This window comes from Salinicola endophyticus (assembly GCF_003206575.1).
Classification (GTDB): Bacteria; Pseudomonadota; Gammaproteobacteria; order Pseudomonadales; family Halomonadaceae; genus Salinicola; species Salinicola endophyticus.
In genome coordinates this window covers 68464-91969 of sequence record NZ_PZJO01000012.1, presented here as the reverse complement: position 1 = coordinate 91969, position 23506 = coordinate 68464, and the positions used below count along the sequence as shown (strand labels likewise).

Below are 23506 nucleotides of genomic sequence, written 5' to 3'. Positions count from 1 at the left end.
CTCTGGCCTCGGAAGGTATCGGGGGCGTGAGAACCGCGGCCCAGACAAGACAAGAGCCCCGCCTTTCGGCGGGGCTCTGTCGTGGTCACTAGCCGTACAGCGAGTATCCGCCGACGTCAGGTCGCGAACACCAGATGGTCGCCCTCGGCGTGCACCCGGATGGTGTCGCCCGGGGCGAAGCGCCCCGCCAGCAGATCCTGGGCCAGCGGGTTCTCGATCCGGTTCTGGATCGCGCGCTTGAGCGGACGCGCCCCATAGACCGGATCGAAGCCCACCACCGCCAGCTGGGCCATGGCGTCGCTGCTGACCTCAAGCCCCAGATCGCGCTCGGCGAGCCGCTGACGCAAGCGTTCGAGCTGGATCGAGGCGATCGCCTGAATCTGCTCCTGACCAAGGGCGTGGAACACCACCACCTCGTCGATACGGTTGATCAGCTCGGGGCGGAAGTGGTTGCCCACCACAGCCATCACCGCATCACGCATCGCCGCGTAGTCGGACTCCTCGCTGCTCATGCGCTGGATCACATCGGAGCCCAGGTTGGAGGTCATCACGATCACCGTGTTGCGGAAATCCACCGTGCGCCCCTGGCCATCGGTCAGACGCCCATCCTCAAGCACCTGCAGCAGGATGTTGAAGACATCCGGATGCGCCTTCTCGACTTCGTCGAGCAGCAACACCGAGTAGGGCTTGCGCCGCACCGCCTCGGTCAGGTAGCCGCCCTCCTCGTAACCGACATAGCCCGGCGGTGCCCCGATCAGGCGCGCCACCGAGTGCTTCTCCATGAACTCTGACATGTCGATGCGTACCATCGCCTCTTCGGTATCGAAGAGGAAGCCGGCCAGCGACTTGCACAGCTCGGTCTTGCCCACCCCGGTGGGCCCGAGGAACAGGAACGAGCCGTTGGGCCGGTTGGGATCGGAGAGGCCGGCTCGGGAACGGCGCACGGCATTGGCCACCGCGGTGACCGCTTCATCCTGGCCGATCACCCGCTCGTGCAGCGCCTCCTCCATGCGCAGCAGCTTGTCCCGCTCGCCTTCGAGCATCTTGGCCACCGGAATCCCGGTCCAGCGCGACACCACCTCAGCGATCTCTTCCTCGGTCACGTTGGAGCGCAGCAGCTGATGCTCCGCCGCATCGCTGGACTCGCTCTCGCTGCTCTCGGCGATCTGCTGCTCGAGCTTGGGAATCACCCCGTACTGCAGCTCGGACATGCGTCCGAGATCGCCCTGGCGCCGCGCCGCTTCGAGGTCGATCCGCGCCTGCTCGAGCTCGGCCTTGTACTGGGCCGCCCCCTGGATGCTCGCCTTCTCGGCCTTCCACACCTGCTCGAGATCGGCGTATTCGCGCTCGAGTTCGGTGATCAGGGTCTCGAGATTCTCCAGGCGCTTGCGCGAGGCCTCGTCGGTCTCCTTCTTCAGCGCCTCTCGCTCCATCTTGAGCTGGATCAGGCGCCGGTCGAGACGATCCATCTCCTCCGGCTTGGAGTCGAGCTCCATACGGATGCGCGACGCCGCCTCGTCGATCAGATCGATCGCCTTGTCGGGGAGCTGGCGATCGGTGATGTAGCGGGTCGAGAGCTTGGCCGCGGCGATGATCGCGCCGTCGGTGATGTCGACCCCGTGGTGGACCTCGTAGCGCTCCTTGAGCCCGCGCAGGATGGCGATGGTGTCCTCTTCGCTGGGCTCGTCCACCAGAACCTTCTGGAAGCGCCGCTCCAGCGCCGCGTCCTTCTCGATGTACTGGCGATACTCATCGAGAGTGGTCGCCCCCACACAGTGCAGCTCACCGCGGGCCAGCGCCGGCTTGAGCATGTTGCCGGCATCCAGGGCGCCGTCGGCCTTGCCCGCGCCGACCATGGTGTGCAGCTCGTCGATGAACAGGATCACCCGACCCTCTTCCTTGGCCAGCTCGTTCAGCACCGCCTTGAGCCGCTCCTCGAAGTCGCCGCGGAACTTGGCCCCGGCCAGCAGCGCGCCCATGTCGAGCGACAGCACGCGCTTCTCCTTGAGCCCCTCCGGCACCTCGCCGTTGACGATGCGCTGGGCCAGCCCTTCGACGATGGCTGTCTTGCCCACGCCCGGCTCGCCGATCAGGACCGGGTTGTTCTTGGTACGCCGCTGCAGCACCTGGATGGTGCGACGGATCTCGTCGTCGCGGCCGATCACCGGGTCGAGCTTGCCGTCGGTCGCCCGCGCGGTCAGGTCGAGGGTGTACTTCTCCAGCGCCTCGCGCTTCTCCTCGGCGTTGGCATCGTCGACCTGGGCACCGCCGCGCACCTCGCTGATCGCCGTGGCCAGACGCTTGCGCTCCAGCCCGGCCTGGGTCAGCACCTTGGCCACACCGCCCTTGAGATCGAGCGCGGCAAGCAGCACCAGTTCGATCGCGATGTACTGGTCACCGCGGCTCTGGGCCTCACGATCGGCCAGATTGAACAGCCGTCCCAGGTCCTGGCTCATGCTGACATTGCCATCGAACTGGCCGACTTCGGGCAGCTTGTCGAGATAGCTCGCCAGCCCCTCGCGCAGGCGGCTGACGTCACCGCCCGCCTTCTGCACCAGTCCCTTGACGCCGCTGTCGCGCATCTCCAGCAGCGCCATCAGCAGATGCCCCGGGTCGAGCTGGTTGTGGCCACGGCCAACCGCCAGCGATTGCGCCTCGGCCAGTGCGTTCTGCAACTTCGTGGTCATACGATCCATACGCATCGGATTCCCTCCAGACGCCAGCCGAATGGGTCGGCGGCGAGTCAGTTCATCAGTTGACAGCTAGATGGAGGTATGTTTGCACAATTCAAGCGTCACGCATGAAAAATTCGCCTGCGCCAAATAGACGCAGACGAATCTCATTCATGTGGAATCTGAAACAGAAGGGAAGCCGGATAGCGCGACTCAGCGCAGCCAGATCACGCTGGCCATATGCCCGGTGCGCCCCTGGTCACGACGGTAGGAGTAAAAGCGCTCCTCGTCGCAGGCGGTGCAGAAGTGGCCGCCGCTGATCGACTGGATCCCCAGGCGCTCGAGGCGCAGGCGCGCCAGCTTGTAGAGATCGGCCATATGATGGCCGAGCCGGTAGGGGCTGCGGTCGAAGGCGCTCTCCGCCTCCGGCTGGACCGCGACGAAGGCTTCGAACACCTCCGGGCCGACCTCGAACTGGGCATTCGAGATCGCTGGCCCGAACCACACCAGAATCTCGCTCGGATCGACCCCCAGCGCGGCCACGCTGGCCTCCAGCACCCCACCGGCCAACCCACGCCAGCCGGCGTGGGCCACCCCCACCCGGGTGCCGGCGCGATCGCAGAAGAATATCGGCAGGCAGTCGGCGGTGAGCACCACGCAGGCGTAGTCACGCCGGGAGGTGACGGCGGCATCGGCCTCCGGCGGGGTCTCGCGGTACGCGGGCTGATAGCGCTGCATCACCCGCGCACCGTGGACCTGCTTGAGCCAGAACAGCGGGCGTCCATCGCCCACTTCGAGCGACAGCAGCTCACGGCAGCGCGCCACCGTCTGCGGATCGTCGCCCTTGAAGCCCTGGGGATTGAAGGCGGCGAAGTGGCCGCGACTAGGGCCGGTCTGACGCGTGGTGACGAAGGCACCGACGGTGCTCGGCGCCGCCCAGTCGGGCAGGATCAGCGTCGGCGCATCACTGGCCGGCGGGGTCATGCCCGGCAGCCCGGCATCTTCGCTCAGACTCATGCCTCACCCTCCCGGTCCTGACGCAGCGCATCCAGCAGCAGGAAGATGTCATCGGGTAGCGGCGCGCGGCACTCCACCGTGTCGCCGCTGACGGGGTGGGTGAAGCGCAGCTTGTGCGCATGCAGCGCCTGGCGCGGGAAATCGCGCAGCAGCGTCTTGAGCGACTCGCCGGCCCCGGCAGGCAGCTTGAGCCGCCCGCCGTAGACCGGGTCGCCGACCAGCGGGTAGCGCACGTGAGCCAGATGCACGCGGATCTGGTGGGTGCGCCCCGTTTCCAGGCGACAGCGCACATGGGTATGCCCGCGGAAGCGCTCCTGCACCCGGTAGTGGGTCACCGCCGGCTTGCCGCCGGCAGTGACCGCCTGGCGCTGGCGATCCTTGGGATGGCGCCCGATCGGCGCATCCACCGTGCCACCGGCGGTCATGGTGCCGACCACGATGGCATCGTACTCCCGCGACACGCTGCGCGCCTGCAACTGCTCGACCAGCGCGGTCTGGGCCTCCAGCGTCTTGGCCACCATCATCAGCCCGGTGGTGTCCTTGTCGAGACGATGGACGATGCCAGCGCGGGGGATACCAGCCAGTGCCGGAAAGTGGTGCAGCAGGGCATTGAGCAGGGTGCCGTCGGGGTTGCCGGCGGCGGGATGCACCACCAGCCCGGCGGGCTTGTCGATCACCACCACCGCGTCGTCTTCGTGGACGATGGTCAGCGGGATGTCCTGTGCCTCCCAGCGGGTTTCGGCCTCCAACTGGGCATCGAGCGCCAGCCGCTCGCCGCCGAACACCTTGTCCTTGGGCCGCACCGTACGCCCGTCGAGGCTCAGCTCGCCCTGCTGGATCCAGCTCTTGAGGCGCTCGCGGGAGAACTCGGGGAACATTTCGGCCGCCGCCTGGTCCAGACGTCGTCCGGCCAAATGCTCGGGTATGCGCTCGTCACGCTTGAGGATGTCGGCCATACGTCGGGAAGGGTTCCGTTTCGCCGGTACATTTCGCCGCTACCGGGGTTTGCTTTATAGTGAGCGGATTCGGCGGATTCTATCACGGCCGCCAGGGATTGGTTGATACGAGGATGACGATGCGATTTTCAGCGCGATTTCCCGCACTGGGTGCCCTGCTGATCTCGGGCGCGCTGCTCGCCGGGTGCGCCAGTAACGAGCCCGCCCCCGATCTGCAGGAGCAGGATCTCTACCAGCAGGCCCAGAGCTCGCTCGATGCCGGCCGTTTTTCTACCGCGGTGACCCAGCTGGAAGCGCTCGACACCCGTTTCCCCTTCGGCCGCTACGCCGAGCAGGCGCAGCTGGAGCTGATCTACGCCTACTACAAGGTGGAGAACTGGGAGCAGGCACGCGCCGCCGCCAGCCGTTTCATCCGCCTGCATCCGGATCATCCGCAGGTCGACTACGCCTACTACATGCGCGGCCTGGCCGCCTATCAGGCCGGACGCTTCAGCCTCGAAAGCCTGGAGCTGATCGATATCTCCAAGCGCGACCTGGGTGCCTCACGTGACGCCTACGTCGACTTCGGCGAGCTGGTGCGGCGCTTCCCCGACAGCGCCTATGCACCGGACGCGCGCCAGCGCATCATCTATCTGCGCAACGTGATGGCGCGCCACGAGCTGCAGGTGGCCGACTTCTACCTGCGCAAGGGCGCCTATGTCGCCGCGGTCGAGCGCGGCCGCTGGGTGATCGAGCACTATCCCAAGTCCACCGCCACCCGCGATGCCCTGGCGGTGATGGTCGAGGGCTATCTGGGTCTGGACATGCGCGACCGCGCCCAGACCGTGCTCAAGACGCTGATCGCCAACGACCCCGACAATGCCCAGCTCGATGGCGATACCTTCGAGCCCAAGCACGTCAAGGTGAATCCACCGCTCACCGCCAACGGCTGAGCCGTGGCGCCTCCGCCCCTCAAACATCACCGGAAGTGCTGGTTGATGAAGGGGGCGACCCGAAGCGGGTCCGCCATCCATGGCAGAGAACAAAAAACCGCGACCTGGTGGTCGCGGTTTTTTTGTGGCCTCGAGTCGCTCGCCAGCTAGTTGCCGGGCTGCCAGCCATTGACGATCGGATAGCGCCGGTCGCGCCCGAAGCCGCGCAGCGTCACCCGCACGCCCACCGGCGCCTGGCGTCGCTTGTACTCGTTGCGATCGACCAGTTTGACCACCTTATAGACATCGTCGCGGTCATAGCCGGCGGCGATGATCGCCTCGGCGCTCATGTCGCCTTCGATATAGCGCTCGAGAATGGCGTCGAGCACGTCGTAACCCGGCAGCGAATCGCTGTCCTGCTGGTCAGGGGCCAGCTCGGCGGAGGGTGGGCGGGTGATCACCCGCTCGGGAATCGCCGCTGACTGGGTGTTGCGCCACCTGGCCAGCCGGTAGACCCAGGTCTTGTAGACATCCTTGAGCGCATTGTAGCCGCCGACCATGTCGCCATAGAGGGTGGCGTAGCCCACCGCCATCTCGCTCTTGTTGCCGGTGGTCTGGACCATCAGCCCCTTCTTGTTGGAGATCGCCATCAGGAGCACGCCGCGTACCCGCGACTGCAGATTCTCCTCGGTGGTATCCGCACCCAGGCCGCTGAAGCTATCGGCCAGGGTGGCGGCGAAGGCCTCGACCATCGGCGCGATCGGCATCACCTCGTAGCCGACGCCGAGCAGCTGCGCCTGTTCGGCGGCGTCGGCGCGAGAGATCTCGGCGGTGTAGTGATACGGCATCATCACCGCATGGACCCGATCGGCGCCGAGCGCATCGACGGCGATCGCCAGCGACAGCGCTGAGTCGATGCCCCCGGAGAGCCCCATGACCACACCCTTGAAACCGCTCTTGTTGACGTAGTCACGCAGCCCGGTAACCAGCGCGCAGTAGAGGTTCTCCTCGCTCTCCGGCAGCGCCTCGCGCTCGCCCGGTTCGGGGCGCCAGTCCCCGTCCGCGGCGACGAAGCGCACCGGCATCAGCCCGGCCAGCCAGAACGGCGCGCGCACCGCGACCTCGCCCTGGGCATCCAGGACCAGCGAGCCGCCGTCGAAGACCAGCTCGTCCTGGCCGCCGATGGCGTTGACGTAGACCACCGGCCGGCTCACCTCACGGGCACGGGTGGCGAACAACCGCTCGCGCTCGGCGGGCTTGTCGAGGTGGAATGGCGAGGCGTTGAGGGTGACCAGGATATCGGCGCCGGCCTGCGCCGACTGCCGGACCGGTGCACCATCCCATAGATCCTCGCAGATCAGGATGCCGAGCCGCGCGCCGGCGTGCTCGATCACCAGCGGCTGGGTACCGGGTTCGAAGTAGCGGTCCTCGTCGAACACCTGATAGTTGGGCAGCGCCTGCTTGGCGTACTCACCCCGCCATTCGCCTCCCAGCAGCACACCGGCCAGGTTGTAGCGCTGGCCATCGCGCAGGCCGGGATACCCCATCACCACCAGGGTCTGCGGTGCGAACTTGGCGATCTTCTGCGCCATCTCGGTCAGCGCCTCGGCCAGACGCGGCTCCATCGCCTCGCGCAGCAGCAGATCCTCGGGCGGATAGCCGGTGAGATAGAGCTCGCTGAATACCACCACGTCGGCGTCGTGCTCGAGCTTCGCCTCACGCACGGCTTCGATCGCCGCTGCGGTATTGCCGGCGATATCGCCGACCAGCGGGTCGAGCTGTGCCATTACCAGGGTCAGGTCTTGCATGGGTCCACTCTTCTCCAGACAGCTACGACAGGGTTGGCTGGCGCCCCGAAACCGGCCTCGGCGACGTCATGACCATTTTCGCCCATGCCCGCGGCCAGGGCAAAATCCGCGCTCAGCGCGGCAGATAAGGGGTCGGGTCGACGATCGGCTCACAGCCGATCAGCTGATCGACCAGCAGCCGGGTCGAAGCCGGCGCCAGCACCAGGCCGTTGCGGTAGTGCCCGGCGTTGATGTGCAGCCCGTCGATTCCCGGCACCGCGCCGATCGTCGGAATACCCTCGGGTGATCCGGGGCGCAGCCCGGCCCAGTGGTGTTCGACCGGGCACGCCGCCAGCGCCGGCACGATGCTGCAGGCGCTTTCGTGCAGCGAGTCGAACGCCGCGGCCGTGGTCTGCTTGTCGAAGCCGACCTCCTCGAGGGTCGAGCCGGCCAGCACGCGGCCATCGGCGCGCGGAATCACGTAGCGGCCATCCTTCAGCACCACCCGCTCCACCAGCCCGGGCGGCGCCTTGAACAGAATCATCTGGCCGCGCACCGGACGCACCGCCAGGGTGACCCCGACCGACGCCAGCAACGCGCTCGACCAGGCCCCGGCGCAGACCACGGTGTGGCCGGCGCGCAGCGACCCGGTGTCGGTCTCGACCCCGCGAATGGCCGCCCCCTCTTGGATCAGCGCACGCACCTCGCGCCCCTCGTGCAGCGTCACCCCGGGGCTGGCAGCGAGACGCGCGCGCAGCGCCTGGCCCAGGCGAGGATTGCGTATGCTGCCCAGGGTCGGCATCCACAGCGCGCCGTCGAATCCCGGCGCCGCCTGCGGCTCCTTGGCGTACAGAGTCGCCGCGTCGATCCGCGACAGCGGCTTGGCGACCTCACGTGCCCAGTCGAGGGCGGCCGCGACATCCGCCACTCGCAGATAGAGCAGCCCTTTCTGACGAAACTCGGGGTCGATACCGGTCTCTTCCAGCAGCCGGCCGGCGAGTTCCGGGTAGCGCCCCTCCGACCAGCTCGACAGCGCCGAGATCGGCCGCGAGTAGCGCCACGGATAAAGTGGCGAGACGATGCCGCCGCCGGCCCAGGAGGCCTCGCGGCCACAGCGCCCGCGCTCCACCAGCGCGACCGAGTGCCCGGCATCGGCCAGTTGCAGCGCCGTCAGCATACCGATGACGCCGCCGCCCACGATCAAGAAATCCTGCTGCATGTCGATATCCCGACAAAAGCCTGAGTTTACCACTCGCGCCGCCGAGCGTGCCCGGCCCGTCCAGCTCGAGGAGATCACGCCATCGCCCCGCGTACCGTTCACCGCCTGTCGCGTGCGCCCGCCGCCCTGCGGTCGAGGAGACGCCGCCAGCGCGGCTTCACCCTGATCGAGCTGATGGTCACGGTGATAATCATCGGCGTACTCGCCGGCATCGCGATCTCCACCAGCGGCTGGCTGGAGAGCCGCCGCCTGGCGAGCGAGACCGAGGCCCTGCGCCAGCGTCTGGAAGCCCTGCATCAGCTCGCTGTCGCCACCCGCCAGCCGTGGCAGCTCTGCGCCCTCGGCACCAACGGCCAGTGCGGCAAGAACTGGAATCAGGGCTATCTATGGCATCGGGTCGACGACAAGGGTGGTCGGCTGGCAGGCGAACACCCGTTGACGGGTGTCACCCTGAGCTGGAATCGCGGCAGCCTGATCACCTTCAAAAGCACGCCGTGGGATTTTCACAGCGCCTTCGGCAGCTTCTTCATCTGCAACCCCAGCGGCGGCAACCGCCTGACGCTCAACGATGCCGGCCGGGTGACGCCGACCTATGGCGATCGCAGCGGCTGCCCTTGAGAGCCTTTGAGAAAGGCGGAACATCCTGAGCCACCCGGGCGTGGCTCAGCGCGGCGTGGTGCGCTCCGCGGCGCGCGCCTGGGCGCTGGAGAAGGTCTCGCGCACGCCGATACAGTGCTCGACCTGGCGCCCCTCTCCGGGCGCCTCTCGGTCGAGGAAGCGCTGCAGCGCACGCTGAGCCTCACGCACCTCGTCGACCTCGATCCAGCGGATGCGCAGCGTGCCGTCGGCCTGACGCACCGCACACTTGGCCATCCTGCTGTCGTCCGCCAGCACGGGCACCGGCCCCGCTAGCCACCCTATCGAAAGCCCCCCTATCGATAGCACCGCCCACAGCGCGGCGTTTTTCAACCGGCCATACCCCCGCACGCTCGGTGTTCTCGCTGCGGGTGGCACCCCATCCGGCCTCACCATGTCCCCTGCTCCGTGCCATTCAGCAGCCGCCCGGTACTGTCCTGGGAGTCGATCCACAGCACCCCGTCGCCCTGCTGCGGACTACCCTGCACGGGGGTGGCGGTCATGCGCACGTACTGCCCGGCCGGCGGCGTCTGGCCGGAGCCACCACCGGCGCAGCCAGTCTGGCTGCCGCAGACCGCCACCTGATAGTCGGCGTTGCCCAGGGTGCCGTTCGGCTGGCCGGTGAGGGTCGCCACGTCAGGGGCATATTGCAGAAACTGGCCGTAGTAGCTCTCCTGGCGCGCCATCGCGCTCTGCAACAGCGACTGGCCATCGCTGCGCCGGGAGCGCTCCACATACTGCTGATAGCTGGGAATGGCGATCGCGGCGAGAATGCCGATGATCGCTACCACGATCATCAGCTCGATCAGGGTGAAGCCACGCTGAGACTGTTTCATGGGTGCTCCGTCCGGCTGCCGGGATTCGGGACAGTGTGTCGACACATTGGATGTCGAGATAAGGGGCAATGGGTGTCGGAGTCGTGGGTACCGGGATGGCGGCCCGCGAGCCATCGCCGGCGCGGTCTCGCCGGTCGCGACGTCATGGCGGCGGCTCATACCAGTAGGTGCGGCGCACGCGATAAGGCAGCTGCATGCCGCCATCCTGACCACCCGCACCGGCTTTGATCAGCCCCGCTAGAGAGGCGGCACCGATCCCCTGCAGGTAGAGCTCGTCGCCACGCACCAGCACCGCCGGTCGCCCCAGCAGATACTCCCCCGCCGCGACCGCGCGCCGCCCCTTTTTCAGCTCGCTGTCTCCCTCGCCGACGGCGCTGACGCCCTGGCCGGTGAGCAGATCGATGCCGAACAGATAGCTGCGCCCCACCACCGGTACGCAGATCGAGTCGGGCTTGTCGGGTACGTAGGCGGAGAAGTAGACGCTACCGTCGAGGGTCACGCTCGGCGAGAGCGCCTTGGCACCGGTCAGCGGCAGACTGTAGCCGTGATCGAGATAGAGCACCCAGCCGTCCCCCGACTGCCACGCCGGCAGGCAGGCCCGCGCTGCGTCGTCACCGCCATTGTCGCCACCCGACTCGGCGCTGTCGGCATCACGATCGCAGAAGCGCTGATCACTGATGTCGGTCAACTGATCCACGGTGACCGGCTCGATCTGACCACCATCCGCCGCCGCCACACTGACCGGATCGCGCACGGCGAAGAAGGCATCGTGAACCACCGCCAACTGGCTATCCTCCCCCCCCGCCTTGGGATTGGCGCGGTCGCCGCTGCCCACCAGCAGCAGTGGCTGGCGGCGCCCCTCGACATCGAGCGCGACGAAATCGACGCTGTTGAAGAAGCGCCGATTGTCGCGCCCCCTGCCGCCGAGCGCGGCGATCTTGCGCACCCGCCAGTCGTCTGCCTCGCGGCCCGCGAGATCGAGCCGCCACAGATTGCCGCCCACGTCGGCCAGATAGATGCGATCGGCGACACCGTCGTTGTTGCTGTCGACCACCTGGGGCGGGGCGGGCAGCGCCTGGCGAAAGGTCTTGCCGTCGACGAAGTGCTCAGGCGTTAAGGGGTCGGCGCGATAGATCAAACGGCCGGTCAAGGCATCGACGATGTACAACGCGCGTCCCTGTACATCCCCCTGGGAGGCATCGCGCTCGGGATCGTCACGCCCGGGGTCGTAGCCGCCGCTGATCACGAATACCGGGTTGGCGTGTCCGGGTACCCGTGTCGGAATCGGTGCCGCCCAGCTCTGGCCGAGCTCGGCGAAGGCGCCGTCGGCGCTCAGTTGCCAGGCCAGAGCCGGCTTCGCCGGGTCGGTGACATCGAGCGCGTAGTAGTCGCGACCACCGCGCCGCAGCCCGAACGCCAGCAGCATGCGGTCGCCATCGCCGGGAGTGATGCGCCCATCCCGATCGGCGTCGATGCGCACGAAGGCGGCCGGACCATCGACGCCGTAGGGGTGGCGCGGTTGATCATCCGTGGCCTCCTGGTTGTCACGCAGCGTCGGCTGCAGCGGGGCCAGAGCGCGCGGCATGAAGGCCCACTGCTCCTGGCCGCTGTCACCGTCGACAAAGTGCAGAAAGCCGGCGTTGGTGCCGAACGCAAGATAGAGTTTCTCCGCGTTATCGCTGCGGTCGGCACCGCCGCTGCCGAGACGGCCATAGTTCAGCGCGATGGGGTCGCTGTGCAGGATGTCGCCGAGAATCCAAGGACGCGCCTCATTGCGTACGCCGTCACCATTCTCGTCATCCACGTCCACACCGCGCGCCCAGGCGATCAGCCGCGCGATTTCGGCTTCCGGCGTCCACTCCGGCAACCCCCAGTTGGCCGGTTTGCCCAGCCAGCCGGGCTCAGGCGAGAGCGACAGCGGGCGCAGCGCGCCCTGCTCCTGGGTATAGACGTGGCGCCCGTCACCGCCCGCCTCCCCCGCCAGCGAGCGCCCCACGGCCTGACGCAGCAAGGCGCCCACGCCCCCGGCTTCGACCAGGTTGCCATCCGGCGCGTCGAGGTCGAGCGCGTCGCTACCGGACCACCAAGTGTAGGCGTCCTTGCGGATATCGCCATTCTGGGCATCGAACGCCTCCTGACCGCGCGCGTCGTGCCAGGACTGCTGCGAGACGAACGCCAGGCGCTTGACGTTGCCGCTCCACCGCGGCGCGTTGTGCGGCAGGAAGCGCGGCAGATAGAGCCGGTCCAGACTCTGGGTGTTGTTGGTGAAAGCGGCGGAGACCGCCGGCGCCGAAAAGGTGGTGCTGCGCGAGAGCACGTCGTCGAGGGCGCCCTGGAAGGCGGCGTAGAGCTGGGCCGAGTTGTTGGCGGTGAAGTAGCCCACGCAGGCGTCGCGGCCATGGTAACGGGTATCCTGGCGCGTCGTCGGGCACGCCTTGCCCGGCGCCAGATTGAGCGGGCTGGCGCTGTCGACCAGCAGCCGCTGGTCGGTATCGAAGCCGATGGTATAGGTGGTCACCGGCCCGCGTGGCGTCTCGCCCTGGCTGAAGGTCTCCTGCTGCAGCATGTAGTAGGCCAGCTCCGGCAGGCAGTTGCGCTCGCGGATCGGCCGCGAAAAGGCGTCGAGCGCGTCATAGTCGGCGCAGCCGTGATAGAAGCTGCTGCCGTTCACCAGCCTTTCAATTGCGCCATTGGCAGCCGTGTCGTTCTGCGGCACGCCATCGGTCATGTAGATCAGGTAGAGCGGCTCGCACGGACGCAAGGGCGTGCGATAGGGCGAATAGCGGTAGTTGCCGTCGAGCGCGTCGCGGCTGTAGGGCGGGTTACTGTCCTCGAAAGCGCGAGGCTGGGTACCGTAGGCTGGCCGCTCGCCCTTCAGGTAGCGAAAGATCTCGTAGTAGGTCTCGCACAGCGGCGTCGAGGTCACGGGGTCGAGTTGCTCGAGCGTATCCCGCAGCGCCGCGCGCTGGGTATCGCCGCCGCTCTCGCGGCTGCCGGGCAGCGGATAGATGATCCGCCCGCCATCCGGCAAGTAGGCGTTGTAGTTGAAGATCGTCAGCCCGAAGTCGACCTGGGGATTGTCGCGCACCAGCTTATCGATCACCGTCTTGGCGATGTTGATCTTGCTGTCGTCGTCGCCACCGCCAGCGATACCGTCGAGCGTACTGCCACCGGGAGCACCTTCGCTCACGCCGCCGCCGGCGACGATGTCGCGCATGCTGCCAGAGGTGTCGAACAGGATCATCACCTGTGGCTTGGCGCTGCGCGACTCGATATCGTAGAGGCTACGGTAGATATCGGTGTCGTCGGCCCCCGCTGGCAGGGTCGCGCACAGCGTCGCCAGCAGCGCCAGAGACAGCAAGAGACGCGTTACTACCGCCTCGGACCAGCGGCGGCGGATACGGGAGGTGCGGCTGCCGCATGCGATGTGCTCAGAAGATACCCGCACGGCTGTCCCCTCCCGACGTGACGTCGACCGTTTCGACCCGCAGCCCCAACACCTGCCGGGCGTTGACGGCGGCAGCGCCACGCGCGCCGCTGGCCTCGAGCTCCAGCGGCAGGCAACTGCCGTTGGAGTAGCCGGGCACCAGACAGCCGTAGGCAGCGCGCAGCATTTCGAACTGGAGCCCGCTGCCCGCAGGCAGCGTAGGTTTATCCCCCTGCCACACCTGTGACGTGCCAGGCTTGGCGAGCTGGGCCTGCGCGCGCAACTCGGTCTGCTCGCGGCTGGCTTCATCGAGCACGCCTTGCAGTGACTGGAACAGCGAACGCGCCTGCTGATGCGCCACCCCGAGGCGGTTCTGGGTGGCCAGGGTCTCGACCAGCGCCGCGGCCACAATCGCCAGCAGGAGCAGGAAGATCAGACTCATGATCAGCGCCACGCCGCGCTGGGCATGGCGTCCGTGACGGTCACCCATTGCCGCCTCCCGGTCGATGCATCTCCAGCGGCACCACGAAGGCGAGTTCCCGATAGAGCCGGCCCCGCACCGGATCGACCCGAGTGCCATCGCTCAACGTGTACTGCTGCGTATCCTGGTAGGTGGCGCGCGTGGCCACAGAGACCACCGCTTCGATCTCCACCGCCTGGATGCGGGGTGCCATCGCCGCGCTCAGGTTGGCAGTGGTCTGCCAGCGGCCATCATTACCGCCGGCGTCGGCCACGTACCAGCGGTAGACCAGCGCCTCGACCCCCTCCAGCACCTCCTGATTGCGCAGGCGAGCGCCGGAAAGCCGCAGCCGCCGCAGGGAGGTGCCACCCTGTTGCTGGCTGAGGTAGTAGAGGCTCCCGCCATAGCGCCACAGATCCTTGGCATCGGCACGCTCGGGCTCGGCGGGCGGGGTACCGTTGAAGAAGCTCGCATAGGGATAGAAACTCTTCAGCGCCGGACCACCGCAGCCGCCGGATGCGCACGTTTCGGTCGCGTAACGGATGACCACATAGGTCTGCTTGGCCAGCGGACTCTGCAGCGAGCACGCCTTGGGCTGCGTGGTCGACGCCCACACCCCCAGCGGGCGATCGGACGCCGCCTGGGCGCTGCGCCCGAAGGCGAAGTCGCCATCGCAGTCGCTGCCCAGCGTGAGCGTACCCCGGCGCTCGGCGTCGGCGGGCACGCGGCCCCAGAAGTCAGCGCGCCGGAACTCACTATTGAAGCGCTCATGGAGCAGCCGCGTCTTGTCGGTCAGGCTGGCCCGCGCGGTGGCATCACTGGCGCTCTCGGCGCTGGCGAGATAGACCCGCGTCAGCGCCAGGATCATCACCAGCGCCAGCACCATCGCGACCATCAGTTCGATCAGGGTCGCCCCGGCCTGCCGATGGCCGGCATCGGCTCGCCCCGGGCCGCGTCCCCCGACCGGCGCCGCCATCAGGCACCCACCCAGGCCGAGAGCATCACCCAGCGCTGATGGTTGTCATCGCCCCGCTCACTCACGCACGTCGGCAGCTGCGCCGGCGCGGTCAGCCCGATGCGTGAATACCAGACCAGGGTGACCTGGACATCGACACTATCCGGGATATCGCCGGACGAGGCGCTGACACAGACCTTCGGCGCCGGCAACGCGGAGCGCCCCGTCCACGCCGTCATCCACTGGCGCAGAGCCGCGGGCGCGGCATCCTGCTGGCCGGCGCCCGTATCGAAGGTGCCGACGAAGTGCTGGCGACGCTCGGGGTCGAGCTTGGCGCGCTCGAGCAGGTCCTCCGCCATGATCGTCGCCATGGCGCGGTGGCTGGACTCCTGCCCCAGCCGCTGTTGCTGTGCCAACAGCTGCGCAGTGCCCAGCAGGCCGATGCTGAAGACCAGCATGGCGACGAGGACTTCGATGAGAGAGAGGCCGCGCTGTTGGCGCAAGCCGTGATGAGACTGGGACACACCCGGCTCCGCAGGGAGCCATCGGAAAACCGACGGCCGACAGGGTAAAGACCACCGGCACTGCCAGCGGTTACATTCTTTTACCTTGTATCGGCCAGGGAGAGAGGGAGTTTAGGGTGCGATCACGTTTCGCTGACGATGACCTGCTCGCGCAGCTCCCGCGGCATGGAAAAGGTGATGGTCTCGGCGCGCCCATCGAGCTCCTCGGGCGGGGCGGCGCCGAGCTCGGTGAGCCGTTCGATCACCCCCTCCACCAACACCTCGGGGGCGCTGGCACCGGCGGTAATACCGATGCTGGTCACGCCCTCGAGCCAGGCGGCGTCGATCTGGGCGGCGTCATCGATCAGATGCGCGGGGGTGCCCATGCGCTCGGCCAGCTCGCGCAGGCGGTTGGAGTTGGAGCTGTTGACGCTGCCCACCACCAGCACCAGCTCGCTGCCCTGGGCCAGCTCGCGCACCGCATCCTGGCGGTTCTGGGTGGCATAGCAGATGTCATCCTTGCGCGGTCCCTGGATCTCCGGGAAGCGCTCGCGCAGGGCGTCGATCACCTTGGCGGTATCGTCCATCGACAGCGTGGTCTGGGTGACGAAGGCCAGCCTTGAGGGGTCGCGCACCGGCAGCTCGTGCACGTCCTGCTCATCCTCGACCAGATAGATGGCGCCGCCGTGACGGGTGTCGTAACGCCCCATGGTGCCCTCGACCTCAGGGTGGCCGGCGTGACCGATCAGAATGCACTCCTGGCCGCGCTTGGCGTAGCGCAGCACTTCCATGTGCACCTTGGTCACCAGCGGGCAGGTGGCGTCGAACACTTTGAGCCCGCGCTGCTCGGCCTCCTGCTGCACCGCCCGCGACACCCCGTGGGCGGAGAAGATCACGATCACGTCATCGGGCACCTCGTGGAGTTCCTCGACGAAGATCGCTCCGCGTTCGCGCAGGCTGTCGACCACGAAGCGGTTATGGACCACCTCATGGCGCACATAGATCGGCGGCCCGAACACGTCGAGCGCGCGATTGACGATGTCGATGGCACGGTCGACCCCGGCGCAGAATCCACGGGGGTTGGCCAGCTTGATCTGCAGCGGGGGCCGCGTCGACGGCTGAGTCTTGGGCTGATCCTGTGTCATGCAAACCTCGCGCCTGAGCGCTGAGTCGGGGCAGCACCGGGCGCCCGCCAAGGGGCGCGCCGTGCTACCTCAATGGGTGGTGGCCGGACGCACGTCGAGGATCTCGACGTCGAAGGTCAGGGTACGCCCCGCCAGCGGATGATTGAAGTCCACCTCGACATTGCGCTCGTCGACGCTGGCGATCACCCCCGGCAGCTCGCCGCCGGCGGGGTCGGCGAAGGACATCACCATGCCCGGCTCGACCGCCTCTTCGAAGGTATCGCGTGCCAGGCGCTGGACGTTCTGCGGATTGTGCTGGCCGAAGGCGTGCTCCGGCGACACCGTATAGCTGCCGCTCTCGCCCGCCGCCATTCCGGTCATTGGCGCCTCGAAGCCCGGCGGCAGGTTGCCGTCGCCGACCTGGAAGGTCGCCGGTGACTTGTCGCGGGTGGAGTCGACCACCTGGCCATCTTCGAGTTTCACCGTGAAGTGCAGGGTCACTTCCATGCCCTCGCCGACCCGGTAGCGGTCGTCGGCAGGCTGATCATCGCGCGTCATCGAGTGTTCTCCTCATCGGTTCCCGCCGCGCTCGTCTTGGCCCCGCGCCGGGATTCGAACAGCGACTGCAGAATCAGGCCGATGGCGCCCAGGGTGATGGCGCTGTCGGCCAGATTGAAAGCCGGAAAATAGTAGCCGCCCCAGTGGAACGACAGGTAGTCGACCACATAGCCGTGAACCAGGCGATCGTAGAGGTTGCCAATGGCGCCGCCGATCACCAGCGCCAGCGAGATCGCGGTGAGCGTCTCGTGACGCTTGAGCCGGTTGAGCCACAGCGTCAGCCCCACGCTGGCGCCGATCGCGATCAGCGCGAACAGCCAGCGCTGCCAGCCGGCATGCTCGGCGAGGAAGCTGAAGGCGGCGCCGGTGTTGTGCAAAAGCGTCAGGTTGAACACCGGCAGCACCTCGAGGGGCCGGCCGTAGTCGAGATGCGCCGAGGCCAGCGCCTTGACGCCCAGGTCGAGCACGATGACCAGCAGCGACAGCCACAGCCAGCGCAGCGGACGCCGCATGCGCGCGGCGTCGTCGGCCTGGCCAGAACGGGAGGTGGCGTTGACGTCAGGCAAAACGGCGTACCTCACCCGGGCCACCCGGCAGGTTGGCGATGGAGCGGGCCGACAGCGTCGGATGCGCCGGATCGGCACCCACATCGGGACGCCGCTCCCAGCTACGCTCGTCCTTCTCGTAGGGACTCAGGCGCACCGCCAGCTTGAGCCCCTCGAGCTCGGTCGGCTGGGCATCGGCGCCCTCGCCCAGCGGCGCCAGGGTCGCCTCGGAGGTGATCAACACGAAACGCAGTTCGTCCTCGAAGCGCGACAGCAGCGCATGCAGCGCATCGTCGACGTAGAGCGTCACCTCGCTGTCCAGGGCGCCCTTGATCACGCCCTCATTGCGCGCCGCTTCGAGCTGCTTGTTGACCGCCTGCTTGACCTGGATCACCCGCTCCCAGAAGTCACGGTCCATCGCCGCCTGTTCCGGCGGCAGGTTGGTGGCATCCGCCGGCAGCGTGAACAGGCCGTCGTAGTAGGTCTCCAAGTGCACGCTCTCACCGCGCACGCCTGGGATGTTCTCGTAGATCTCCTCGGCGGTGAAGGCGAGGATCGGTGCGATCCAGCGCGCCAGCGCCTCGACGATATGGTAGAGCGCGGTCTGGCAGCTGCGGCGGGCCAGCGAGTCGGGCTGGGTGGTGTACTGGCGATCCTTGATGATATCCAGATAGAAACCGCCCATGTCGCGGGCACAGAAGTCGTGGACCTGCTGGTAGACGTCGCGGAAACGGTACTCGGCATAGGCGCGTTCGATCCGCGCCTGCAGCACCGCGGCGCGGTCCACCGCCCAGCGGTCGAGCGCCAGCATGGCGTCGCTGGCGACCGCATGCGCGGCCGGGTCGAAGCCGTTGAGGTTGGCGAGCAAAAAGCGCGAGGTGTTGCGGATACGCCGGTAGACGTCGGCGGTGCGCTTGAGGATCTCGTCGGAGACCGCCATCTCGCCGGAGTAGTCGGTGGAGGCGACCCACAGGCGCAGGATGTCGGCGCCCAGCTTGTCCATCACCTGCTGCGGCGCGACCACGTTACCCAGCGACTTGGACATCTTGCGGCCCTTCTCGTCGACGGTGAAGCCGTGGGTCAGCAGCGCCTTGTAGGGGGGGTGGCCGTCGATGGCGCTACCGGTGAGCAGCGATGAGTGGAACCAGCCGCGGTGCTGATCCGACCCTTCGAGATAGAGATCCGCCCGCGGCCCTTGGTCGTGGCCGAGCGGGTGCGAGCCGCGCAGCACGTGCCAGTGGGTAGTGCCGGAGTCGAACCACACGTCGAGGGTGTCGGTGACCTTGTCGTAGTCGGCGGCCTCGTCACCCAGCAGCTCGCTGGGGTCGAGCTTGAACCAGGCGTCGATCCCCTCGACCTCGACGCGGCTTGCCACCGCCTCCATCAGTTCGACGGTGCGCGGGTGCAGTTCACCGCTGGCCTTGTGCAGGAAGAACGGGATCGGCACACCCCAGTTGCGCTGGCGCGAGATGCACCAGTCGGGGCGGTTGGCGATCATGCTGTGCAGCCGCGCCTTGCCCCAGGCAGGAATGAAGTCGGTCGCCTCGACGCCCGCCAGCGCCGTTTCGCGCAGCGTTCGGCCGTCAGGCCCCTGGCGATCCATGCCGACGAACCACTGCGCCGTGGCGCGGTAGATCACCGGCGTCTTGTGGCGCCAGCAGTGCATGTAGCTGTGGGTGATCTTCTCATGGGCCAATAGCGCGCCCGCCTCATCGAGGGCAGTGACGATCTGCGGATTGGCCTTCCAGATCATCTGACCGCCGAAAAGCGGCAGCGTGTCGACATAGACGCCGTTGCCCTGCACCGGATTGAGGATCTCGTCGAAGCTCATGCCGTAACGGCGGCAGGAGTGGAAGTCATCCTCGCCGTAGGCCGGCGCCGAGTGCACGATGCCGGTGCCCGCGCCCAGCTCGACGTAGTCGGCCAGATAAAGCGGCGACAACCGTGCGTAGCCGGCGTCGGCACTGGCCAGCGGGTGGTGGAAGGCGATGTGTTCCAGGCTCGCCCCGGGGGCGGTGGCGAGGGTCTCGCCCTGGTATCCGTAGCGCGCGAGACAGCTCTCCACCAGCTCCTCGGCCAGAAGCAACAGACGCTCGCCGGTATCGACCAGGGCGTAGGTGAACTCCGGGTGCACGTTCATCGCCTGGTTGGCCGGGATGGTCCAGGGCGTGGTGGTCCAGATCACCGCGCTGGCCGGCTTGGGCAGCGCGTCGAGGCCGAAGGCCGCAGCCAGCGCCTCGGGCTGGGCGCAGGGGAAGGCAACGTCGATCGCATCGGACTGCTTGTCCTGATACTCGACCTCCGCCTCGGCCAGCGCCGAGCCGCAGTCGAAGCACCAGTTGACCGGCTTGAGCCCCTTGAACACATAGCCACCCTTGACCATCTCGGCCAGGGCACGAATCTCCCCCGCCTCGTTGGCGAAGTTCATGGTCAGGTAGGGGTGGTCCCAGTCGCCCTGGACGCCGAGGCGCACGAAGCCCTCTTTCTGTACCTCGACCTGGGCGGCGGCATACTCGCGGCACAGCGCGCGCGCCTGGTCGGCGGGCAGGTGCTTGCCGTGGGTGGTCTCGACCTTGTGCTCGATGGGCAGGCCGTGGCAGTCCCAGCCGGGCACATAGGGGGAGTCGAAGCCGGCCAGGTTCTTCGACCTGACGATGAAATCCTTGAGCAGCTTGTTGACCGCATGACCGATGTGAATGCTGCCGTTGGCGTAGGGAGGGCCATCGTGGAGCACGAAGCGCTCGCGGCCACGGCGCGCTTCACGCAGCTTGGCGTAGAGGCGCAGATCGTTCCACTGCGCGATGCGGGCCGGCTCCCGCGCCGGCAGGTTGCCGCGCATGGGGAAGTCGGTCGAGGGCAGATTCAGCGTGTGCTTGTAGTCGCTCATGGTGTTTTCGGTTCGCTCAGGGCTGTGTGCGTGTCGCTCGGGCTGTGGTCATACCGCTCAAGGCTGTGATCATTCCGCTCAAGGCTGTGGTCATTAAGCTCAAGGCTGTGGTCATACCGCTGGAGTGCCGGGCCGTTCACTCATCCGTGCGCGGATCGCGCGCCGGGCCCGGGGGCGAGTCGGCCACCGCAGCCTCGTGCGGCAGCGGCGCCGAGGCCAGCGGGAAGCGTGCCGCTGGCGGCGCCAGGCTGGCCAGGCCGGCGGAGTCCGTGGTCGGCGCATCCGGCGTGGCGGTGGGCGCCTGATTGATGTCCGGCGCAGCGGTGGGCGCCTGATTGATGTCGGGCGCAACGGCGGGCGCCTGAAAATAGCGCCGCGCCTGGTCCAGATCGTGATGGATCTGCCTCACCAAGGTATCGAAGTCGGCGAACTTGGTCTCGCCGCGCAGCCGTGCGCAGGGCACCACACTGAGCGACTCGCCGTAGAGTTCGAGCTGTCGCTCGAGCACGTGGACCTCGAGCATCGGCTGATGGGCGCCGACGGTCGGCCGCCAACCGATATTGGCCACACTCGGCACCCAGCTGCCGTCGGGCAGTCGAGTGGCACAGGCAAAGACCCCGCGCAGCGCCAGCGGGCGCCGGGTCAGCGGGATGTTGGCAGTGGGCACGCCGATGGTGCGGCCGAGTTGACGGTCACGCACCACCCGCCCCTGAAAGGCGAAGGGGCGTCCCAGCATGCGCGCCGCCTGGCAGAAATTGCCGCTGGCCAGCAGGGTGCGCACGCGGGTGCTCGAGACGCGCTCGTCATCGAGGGCGAAGGTGCGGGTATGCTCCACGGCAAAGCCGCGCTCGCGTCCGACCGCTTCGAGCAGCGCGAAATCGCCGGCACGATCGCAGCCGAAGCGGAAGTCGTCACCCACCACCAGATGGCGCACGCGCAGCCCATCGATCAGCACGCGCTCGATGAACTGGCGCGCGGTGAGGCTGCGCAGGGCGTCGTTGAACGGCAGGCAGAGGATGCGATCGGCGCCGTGGGCGGCGAGCAGCTCGACCTTGTCGCGCAGCCGGGTCAGCCGCGGCGGTGCCTGGTCACCGGCGAAGTACTCCCGCGGCTGGGGCTCGAAGATCACTACCGTGACCGGCAGACCCGCACTGCGCGACAGCGACTTCAGCTGCTCGAGAATCGCCTGGTGGCCGCGGTGCACGCCATCGAAGTTGCCGATGGTGGCGACACACTCGCGCGGCGCACCGCTGCGCGTGATGCCCCCGACGGGCAGGTTGTGCAAGCCTCGAATCAGTTCCATAGAGTCCATTCCCGTGTCAACGCGGGCCGCACGGCGGCAGTAGGCGACAGCGCGCCAGCCGCCGACGCCGGGGGCTTCATTATACCCGCGCCGCGCCAGCCCATCAGCCGCGCAGCCGGAAGTGTCGCAGGCGCACGCCGGTCAGCGCCAGCCACACGAAGTAGAGCGTCGCGCCGCCGACCACCAGTCCCAGCAGGCAGCCCACGCGGCGCGGCGCATGCCACGCGGTCCACTGATGCCAGTCCGGGGTCAGCCACCACAGCCCGAGCGCCATCAGCGCGCAGCCGCCGACCACCTGGAAAGCGTAGCGCCCCCAGCCCGGCTGGAAGCGCAGCACGCCCTGACGATGCAGCCCGCGCCCGAGCAGCCCGGCGTTGAGAAACGCCGACAGCGCCGTCGCCAGTGCCAGTCCGGCATGCGCCAGCGGCACGATCAGGGCCAGGTTCATCACCATGTTGGCGACCATCGCCACGATCCCGATCTTGACCGGGGTCTTGGTGTCCTGGCGGGCGAAGTAGCCCGGGGCGAGCACCTTGATCAGCATGAAGGCGAGCAGCCCCAGCGCATAGGCGCGCAGACTGCGTGCCGCCATCACCACGTCGTGGTCGGTCATCGCACCGTAGTGGAACAAGCTGACCAGCAGCGGCTCGGCCAGCAGTACCAGCGCCAGCGCCGCCGGCAGTCCGATCAGCAGCACCATGCGCAGCGCCCAGTCGAGCATGCGCGCAAAGTGCTCGCGCGACTGCTCGGCATGCCGCTTGGAGAGCGCCGGCAGGATCACCGTGGCAATGGCGATGCCGAACACCCCCAGCGGCAGCTCCACCAGACGGTCGGAGTAATAGAGCCAGGAGACGCTGCCGGAGACCAGGAAGGAGGCCAGCACGGTATCCAGCAGCAGGTTGATCTGCGATACCGAGACCCCGAACAGTGCCGGCGTCATCAGCCGCAGGATGCGCCGGACCCCGGGATGGCGAAAGCCCAGCCGCGGCCGCGGCATCAGCCCCAGCCGCAACAGGAACGGCAGTTGGAACAGCAGCTGCGCCGCACCAGCGATCAATACCCCCCAGGCCAGCCCCAGCGCCGGGTCGCTCATCCATGGCGTCAGCCACAGCGCGGCGCCGATCAGGCTCAGGTTGAGCAGCACCGGGGTGAAGGCGGGGACCGCGAAGCGCTCCCAGGTATTGAGCACGCTGCCGGCGAAGGCGGTCAGCGAGATCAGCAGCAGATAGGGAAAGGTCAGCCGCAACATCTCGGCGGTGAGCGCGAGCTTGCCCGGGTCGGCCTTGAACCCCGGGGCGAACAGCCACACCAGCCAGGGCGCAGCGGCGATCGCCAGCGCGGTGATCAGCGCCAGCACCACGCTCAGGCTGCCGGAGACCGCATCCAGTAACTCACGCACCTCGGCCCGGGTACGCTGGGTGGCGTACTCTGAGAGCACCGGCACGAAGGCCTGGTTGAAGGCCCCCTCGGCGAACAGCCGGCGCATGAAGTTGGGAATCTTGAAGGCGACGAAGAACGCATCCGCCCCGCTACCGGCCCCCAGCAGCGTGGCGATCACCACGTCGCGCACCAGACCCAGCATCCGCGAGAGCAGCGTCATCACGCTCACCACCATGCCCGAGCGCAGCAGGCCACCGCGGGTGACCGGCGTCGCCGTGCCGGTGGTGGCCGCTTCCGCCACCGCCTCGGATTCGCGCTTGCGCGTCTGTC

19 protein-coding genes are annotated in these 23506 nt (G+C 67.7%); 2 read left to right on the top strand and 17 right to left on the bottom strand.

Going from position 1 to position 23506, the window contains the following annotated elements; all coding sequences use genetic code 11:
• Nucleotides 1-116: 116 nt before the first annotated feature.
• From clpB to rluD, 3 genes are all read right to left on the bottom strand, one after another.
• A complete protein-coding gene (gene clpB / locus DOM66_RS19235; RefSeq protein WP_110674048.1) occupies nucleotides 117-2702 on the bottom strand; it encodes an ATP-dependent chaperone ClpB in 2586 nt (861 codons plus the stop codon).
• A 183-nt stretch (nucleotides 2703-2885) separates the two neighbouring features.
• Nucleotides 2886-3689 carry a peptidoglycan editing factor PgeF gene (pgeF, locus tag DOM66_RS19230; protein ID WP_407071995.1) on the bottom strand — a complete coding sequence of 268 codons (804 nt, stop codon included), beginning with the start codon at nucleotides 3687-3689 and terminating at the stop codon, nucleotides 2886-2888.
• A complete protein-coding gene (rluD, locus tag DOM66_RS19225) occupies nucleotides 3686-4645 on the bottom strand; it encodes a 23S rRNA pseudouridine(1911/1915/1917) synthase RluD (protein WP_110691214.1) in 960 nt (319 codons plus the stop codon). The genes pgeF and rluD overlap by 4 nt, the downstream gene beginning before the upstream one ends.
• Nucleotides 4646-4764: 119 nt before the next feature.
• Here rluD and DOM66_RS19220 point away from each other — a divergent pair, with 119 nt between their 5' ends.
• A complete protein-coding gene (locus tag DOM66_RS19220) occupies nucleotides 4765-5577 on the top strand; it encodes an outer membrane protein assembly factor BamD (RefSeq protein WP_110674046.1) in 813 nt (270 codons plus the stop codon).
• Between the two features lie 146 nt (nucleotides 5578-5723).
• On the opposite strand, the gene DOM66_RS19215 is transcribed toward DOM66_RS19220, so the two are convergent.
• Both DOM66_RS19215 and thiO read right to left on the bottom strand, forming a co-directional pair.
• The gene (locus tag DOM66_RS19215) at nucleotides 5724-7364 is read right to left on the bottom strand and encodes an NAD+ synthase (protein WP_110674045.1); all 1641 of its coding nucleotides are present in this window, start codon (nucleotides 7362-7364) and stop codon (nucleotides 5724-5726) included.
• A 112-nt stretch (nucleotides 7365-7476) separates the two neighbouring features.
• Nucleotides 7477-8562 carry a glycine oxidase ThiO gene (gene thiO / locus DOM66_RS19210; protein ID WP_110691213.1) on the bottom strand — a complete coding sequence of 362 codons (1086 nt, stop codon included), beginning with the start codon at nucleotides 8560-8562 and terminating at the stop codon, nucleotides 7477-7479.
• A gap of 81 nt (nucleotides 8563-8643) precedes the next feature.
• Between thiO and DOM66_RS19205 the strand changes: the two genes are divergently transcribed.
• Nucleotides 8644-9180, top strand: coding sequence for a GspH/FimT family pseudopilin (locus tag DOM66_RS19205; protein WP_110674043.1), 537 nt, complete (start codon nucleotides 8644-8646; stop codon nucleotides 9178-9180).
• Between the two features lie 45 nt (nucleotides 9181-9225).
• Here DOM66_RS19205 and DOM66_RS19200 read toward each other — a convergent pair whose 3' ends face one another.
• The 12 genes from DOM66_RS19200 to murJ all read right to left on the bottom strand — a co-directional run bounded on the left by DOM66_RS19200 (nucleotide 9226) and on the right by murJ (nucleotide 23411).
• Nucleotides 9226-9435, bottom strand: coding sequence for a hypothetical protein (locus DOM66_RS19200; protein WP_110674042.1), 210 nt, complete (start codon nucleotides 9433-9435; stop codon nucleotides 9226-9228).
• Nucleotides 9436-9587: 152 nt separating this feature from the next.
• The gene (locus tag DOM66_RS19975; RefSeq protein ID WP_110674041.1) at nucleotides 9588-10034 is read right to left on the bottom strand and encodes a type IV pilin protein; all 447 of its coding nucleotides are present in this window, start codon (nucleotides 10032-10034) and stop codon (nucleotides 9588-9590) included.
• A gap of 142 nt (nucleotides 10035-10176) precedes the next feature.
• On the bottom strand, nucleotides 10177-13482 hold the full coding sequence (locus tag DOM66_RS19190) for a PilC/PilY family type IV pilus protein (protein ID WP_157959104.1): 3306 nt from the start codon (nucleotides 13480-13482) through the stop codon (nucleotides 10177-10179).
• Nucleotides 13466-13951, bottom strand: a complete 486-nt coding sequence (locus DOM66_RS19185; RefSeq protein ID WP_110691211.1) for a PilX N-terminal domain-containing pilus assembly protein — start codon at nucleotides 13949-13951, stop codon at nucleotides 13466-13468. The genes DOM66_RS19190 and DOM66_RS19185 overlap by 17 nt, the downstream gene beginning before the upstream one ends.
• Nucleotides 13944-14897, bottom strand: a complete 954-nt coding sequence (locus DOM66_RS19180; RefSeq protein ID WP_110691210.1) for a PilW family protein — start codon at nucleotides 14895-14897, stop codon at nucleotides 13944-13946. The genes DOM66_RS19185 and DOM66_RS19180 overlap by 8 nt, the downstream gene beginning before the upstream one ends.
• Entirely contained in the window at nucleotides 14897-15400 is a 504-nt protein-coding gene (pilV, locus tag DOM66_RS19175) for a type IV pilus modification protein PilV (protein WP_110674037.1), read from the bottom strand. Before pilV ends, DOM66_RS19180 begins: the two co-directional genes overlap by 1 nt.
• Before the next feature lie 122 nt (nucleotides 15401-15522).
• Nucleotides 15523-16524: a 4-hydroxy-3-methylbut-2-enyl diphosphate reductase gene (ispH, locus tag DOM66_RS19170; protein ID WP_110691209.1), complete on the bottom strand. Its 1002-nt coding sequence runs from the start codon at nucleotides 16522-16524 to the stop codon at nucleotides 15523-15525.
• A 69-nt stretch (nucleotides 16525-16593) separates the two neighbouring features.
• Nucleotides 16594-17061: an FKBP-type peptidyl-prolyl cis-trans isomerase gene (gene fkpB, locus DOM66_RS19165; RefSeq protein ID WP_110691208.1), complete on the bottom strand. Its 468-nt coding sequence runs from the start codon at nucleotides 17059-17061 to the stop codon at nucleotides 16594-16596.
• On the bottom strand, nucleotides 17058-17573 hold the full coding sequence (lspA, locus tag DOM66_RS19160) for a signal peptidase II (protein WP_110674055.1): 516 nt from the start codon (nucleotides 17571-17573) through the stop codon (nucleotides 17058-17060). The genes fkpB and lspA overlap by 4 nt, the downstream gene beginning before the upstream one ends.
• Nucleotides 17574-17619: 46 nt before the next feature.
• A complete protein-coding gene (gene ileS / locus DOM66_RS19155) occupies nucleotides 17620-20493 on the bottom strand; it encodes an isoleucine--tRNA ligase (RefSeq protein WP_110674034.1) in 2874 nt (957 codons plus the stop codon).
• Nucleotides 20494-20629: 136 nt separating this feature from the next.
• A complete protein-coding gene (ribF, locus tag DOM66_RS19150) occupies nucleotides 20630-21796 on the bottom strand; it encodes a bifunctional riboflavin kinase/FAD synthetase (RefSeq protein WP_110691207.1) in 1167 nt (388 codons plus the stop codon).
• A 103-nt stretch (nucleotides 21797-21899) separates the two neighbouring features.
• Nucleotides 21900-23411: a murein biosynthesis integral membrane protein MurJ gene (gene murJ, locus DOM66_RS19145; RefSeq protein ID WP_232825108.1), complete on the bottom strand. Its 1512-nt coding sequence runs from the start codon at nucleotides 23409-23411 to the stop codon at nucleotides 21900-21902.
• Nucleotides 23412-23506: the final 95 nt, after the last annotated feature.

Excerpts from the sequence above, each read along its gene's own strand:
- clpB (WP_110674048.1), bottom strand. The coding sequence starts at position 2,702 with ATGCGTATGGATCGTATGACCACGAAGTTGCAGAACGCACTGGCCGAG.
- ribF (WP_110691207.1), bottom strand. The coding sequence starts at position 21,796 with ATGGAACTGATTCGAGGCTTGCACAACCTGCCCGTCGGGGGCATCACG.
- ispH (WP_110691209.1), bottom strand. The coding sequence starts at position 16,524 with ATGACACAGGATCAGCCCAAGACTCAGCCGTCGACGCGGCCCCCGCTG.
- DOM66_RS19975 (WP_110674041.1), bottom strand. The coding sequence starts at position 10,034 with ATGAAACAGTCTCAGCGTGGCTTCACCCTGATCGAGCTGATGATCGTG.
- DOM66_RS19200 (WP_110674042.1), bottom strand. The coding sequence starts at position 9,435 with ATGGCCAAGTGTGCGGTGCGTCAGGCCGACGGCACGCTGCGCATCCGC.
- DOM66_RS19180 (WP_110691210.1), bottom strand. The coding sequence starts at position 14,897 with ATGGCGGCGCCGGTCGGGGGACGCGGCCCGGGGCGAGCCGATGCCGGC.
- rluD (WP_110691214.1), bottom strand. The coding sequence starts at position 4,645 with ATGGCCGACATCCTCAAGCGTGACGAGCGCATACCCGAGCATTTGGCC.
- DOM66_RS19215 (WP_110674045.1), bottom strand. The coding sequence starts at position 7,364 with ATGCAAGACCTGACCCTGGTAATGGCACAGCTCGACCCGCTGGTCGGC.
- thiO (WP_110691213.1), bottom strand. The coding sequence starts at position 8,562 with ATGCAGCAGGATTTCTTGATCGTGGGCGGCGGCGTCATCGGTATGCTG.
- murJ (WP_232825108.1), bottom strand. The coding sequence starts at position 23,411 with ATGGTGGTGAGCGTGATGACGCTGCTCTCGCGGATGCTGGGTCTGGTG.
- pgeF (WP_407071995.1), bottom strand. The coding sequence starts at position 3,689 with ATGAGTCTGAGCGAAGATGCCGGGCTGCCGGGCATGACCCCGCCGGCC.
- lspA (WP_110674055.1), bottom strand. The coding sequence starts at position 17,573 with ATGCGGCGTCCGCTGCGCTGGCTGTGGCTGTCGCTGCTGGTCATCGTG.
- ileS (WP_110674034.1), bottom strand. The coding sequence starts at position 20,493 with ATGAGCGACTACAAGCACACGCTGAATCTGCCCTCGACCGACTTCCCC.
- DOM66_RS19185 (WP_110691211.1), bottom strand. The coding sequence starts at position 13,951 with ATGGGTGACCGTCACGGACGCCATGCCCAGCGCGGCGTGGCGCTGATC.
- DOM66_RS19220 (WP_110674046.1), top strand. The coding sequence starts at position 4,765 with ATGCGATTTTCAGCGCGATTTCCCGCACTGGGTGCCCTGCTGATCTCG.
- fkpB (WP_110691208.1), bottom strand. The coding sequence starts at position 17,061 with ATGACGCGCGATGATCAGCCTGCCGACGACCGCTACCGGGTCGGCGAG.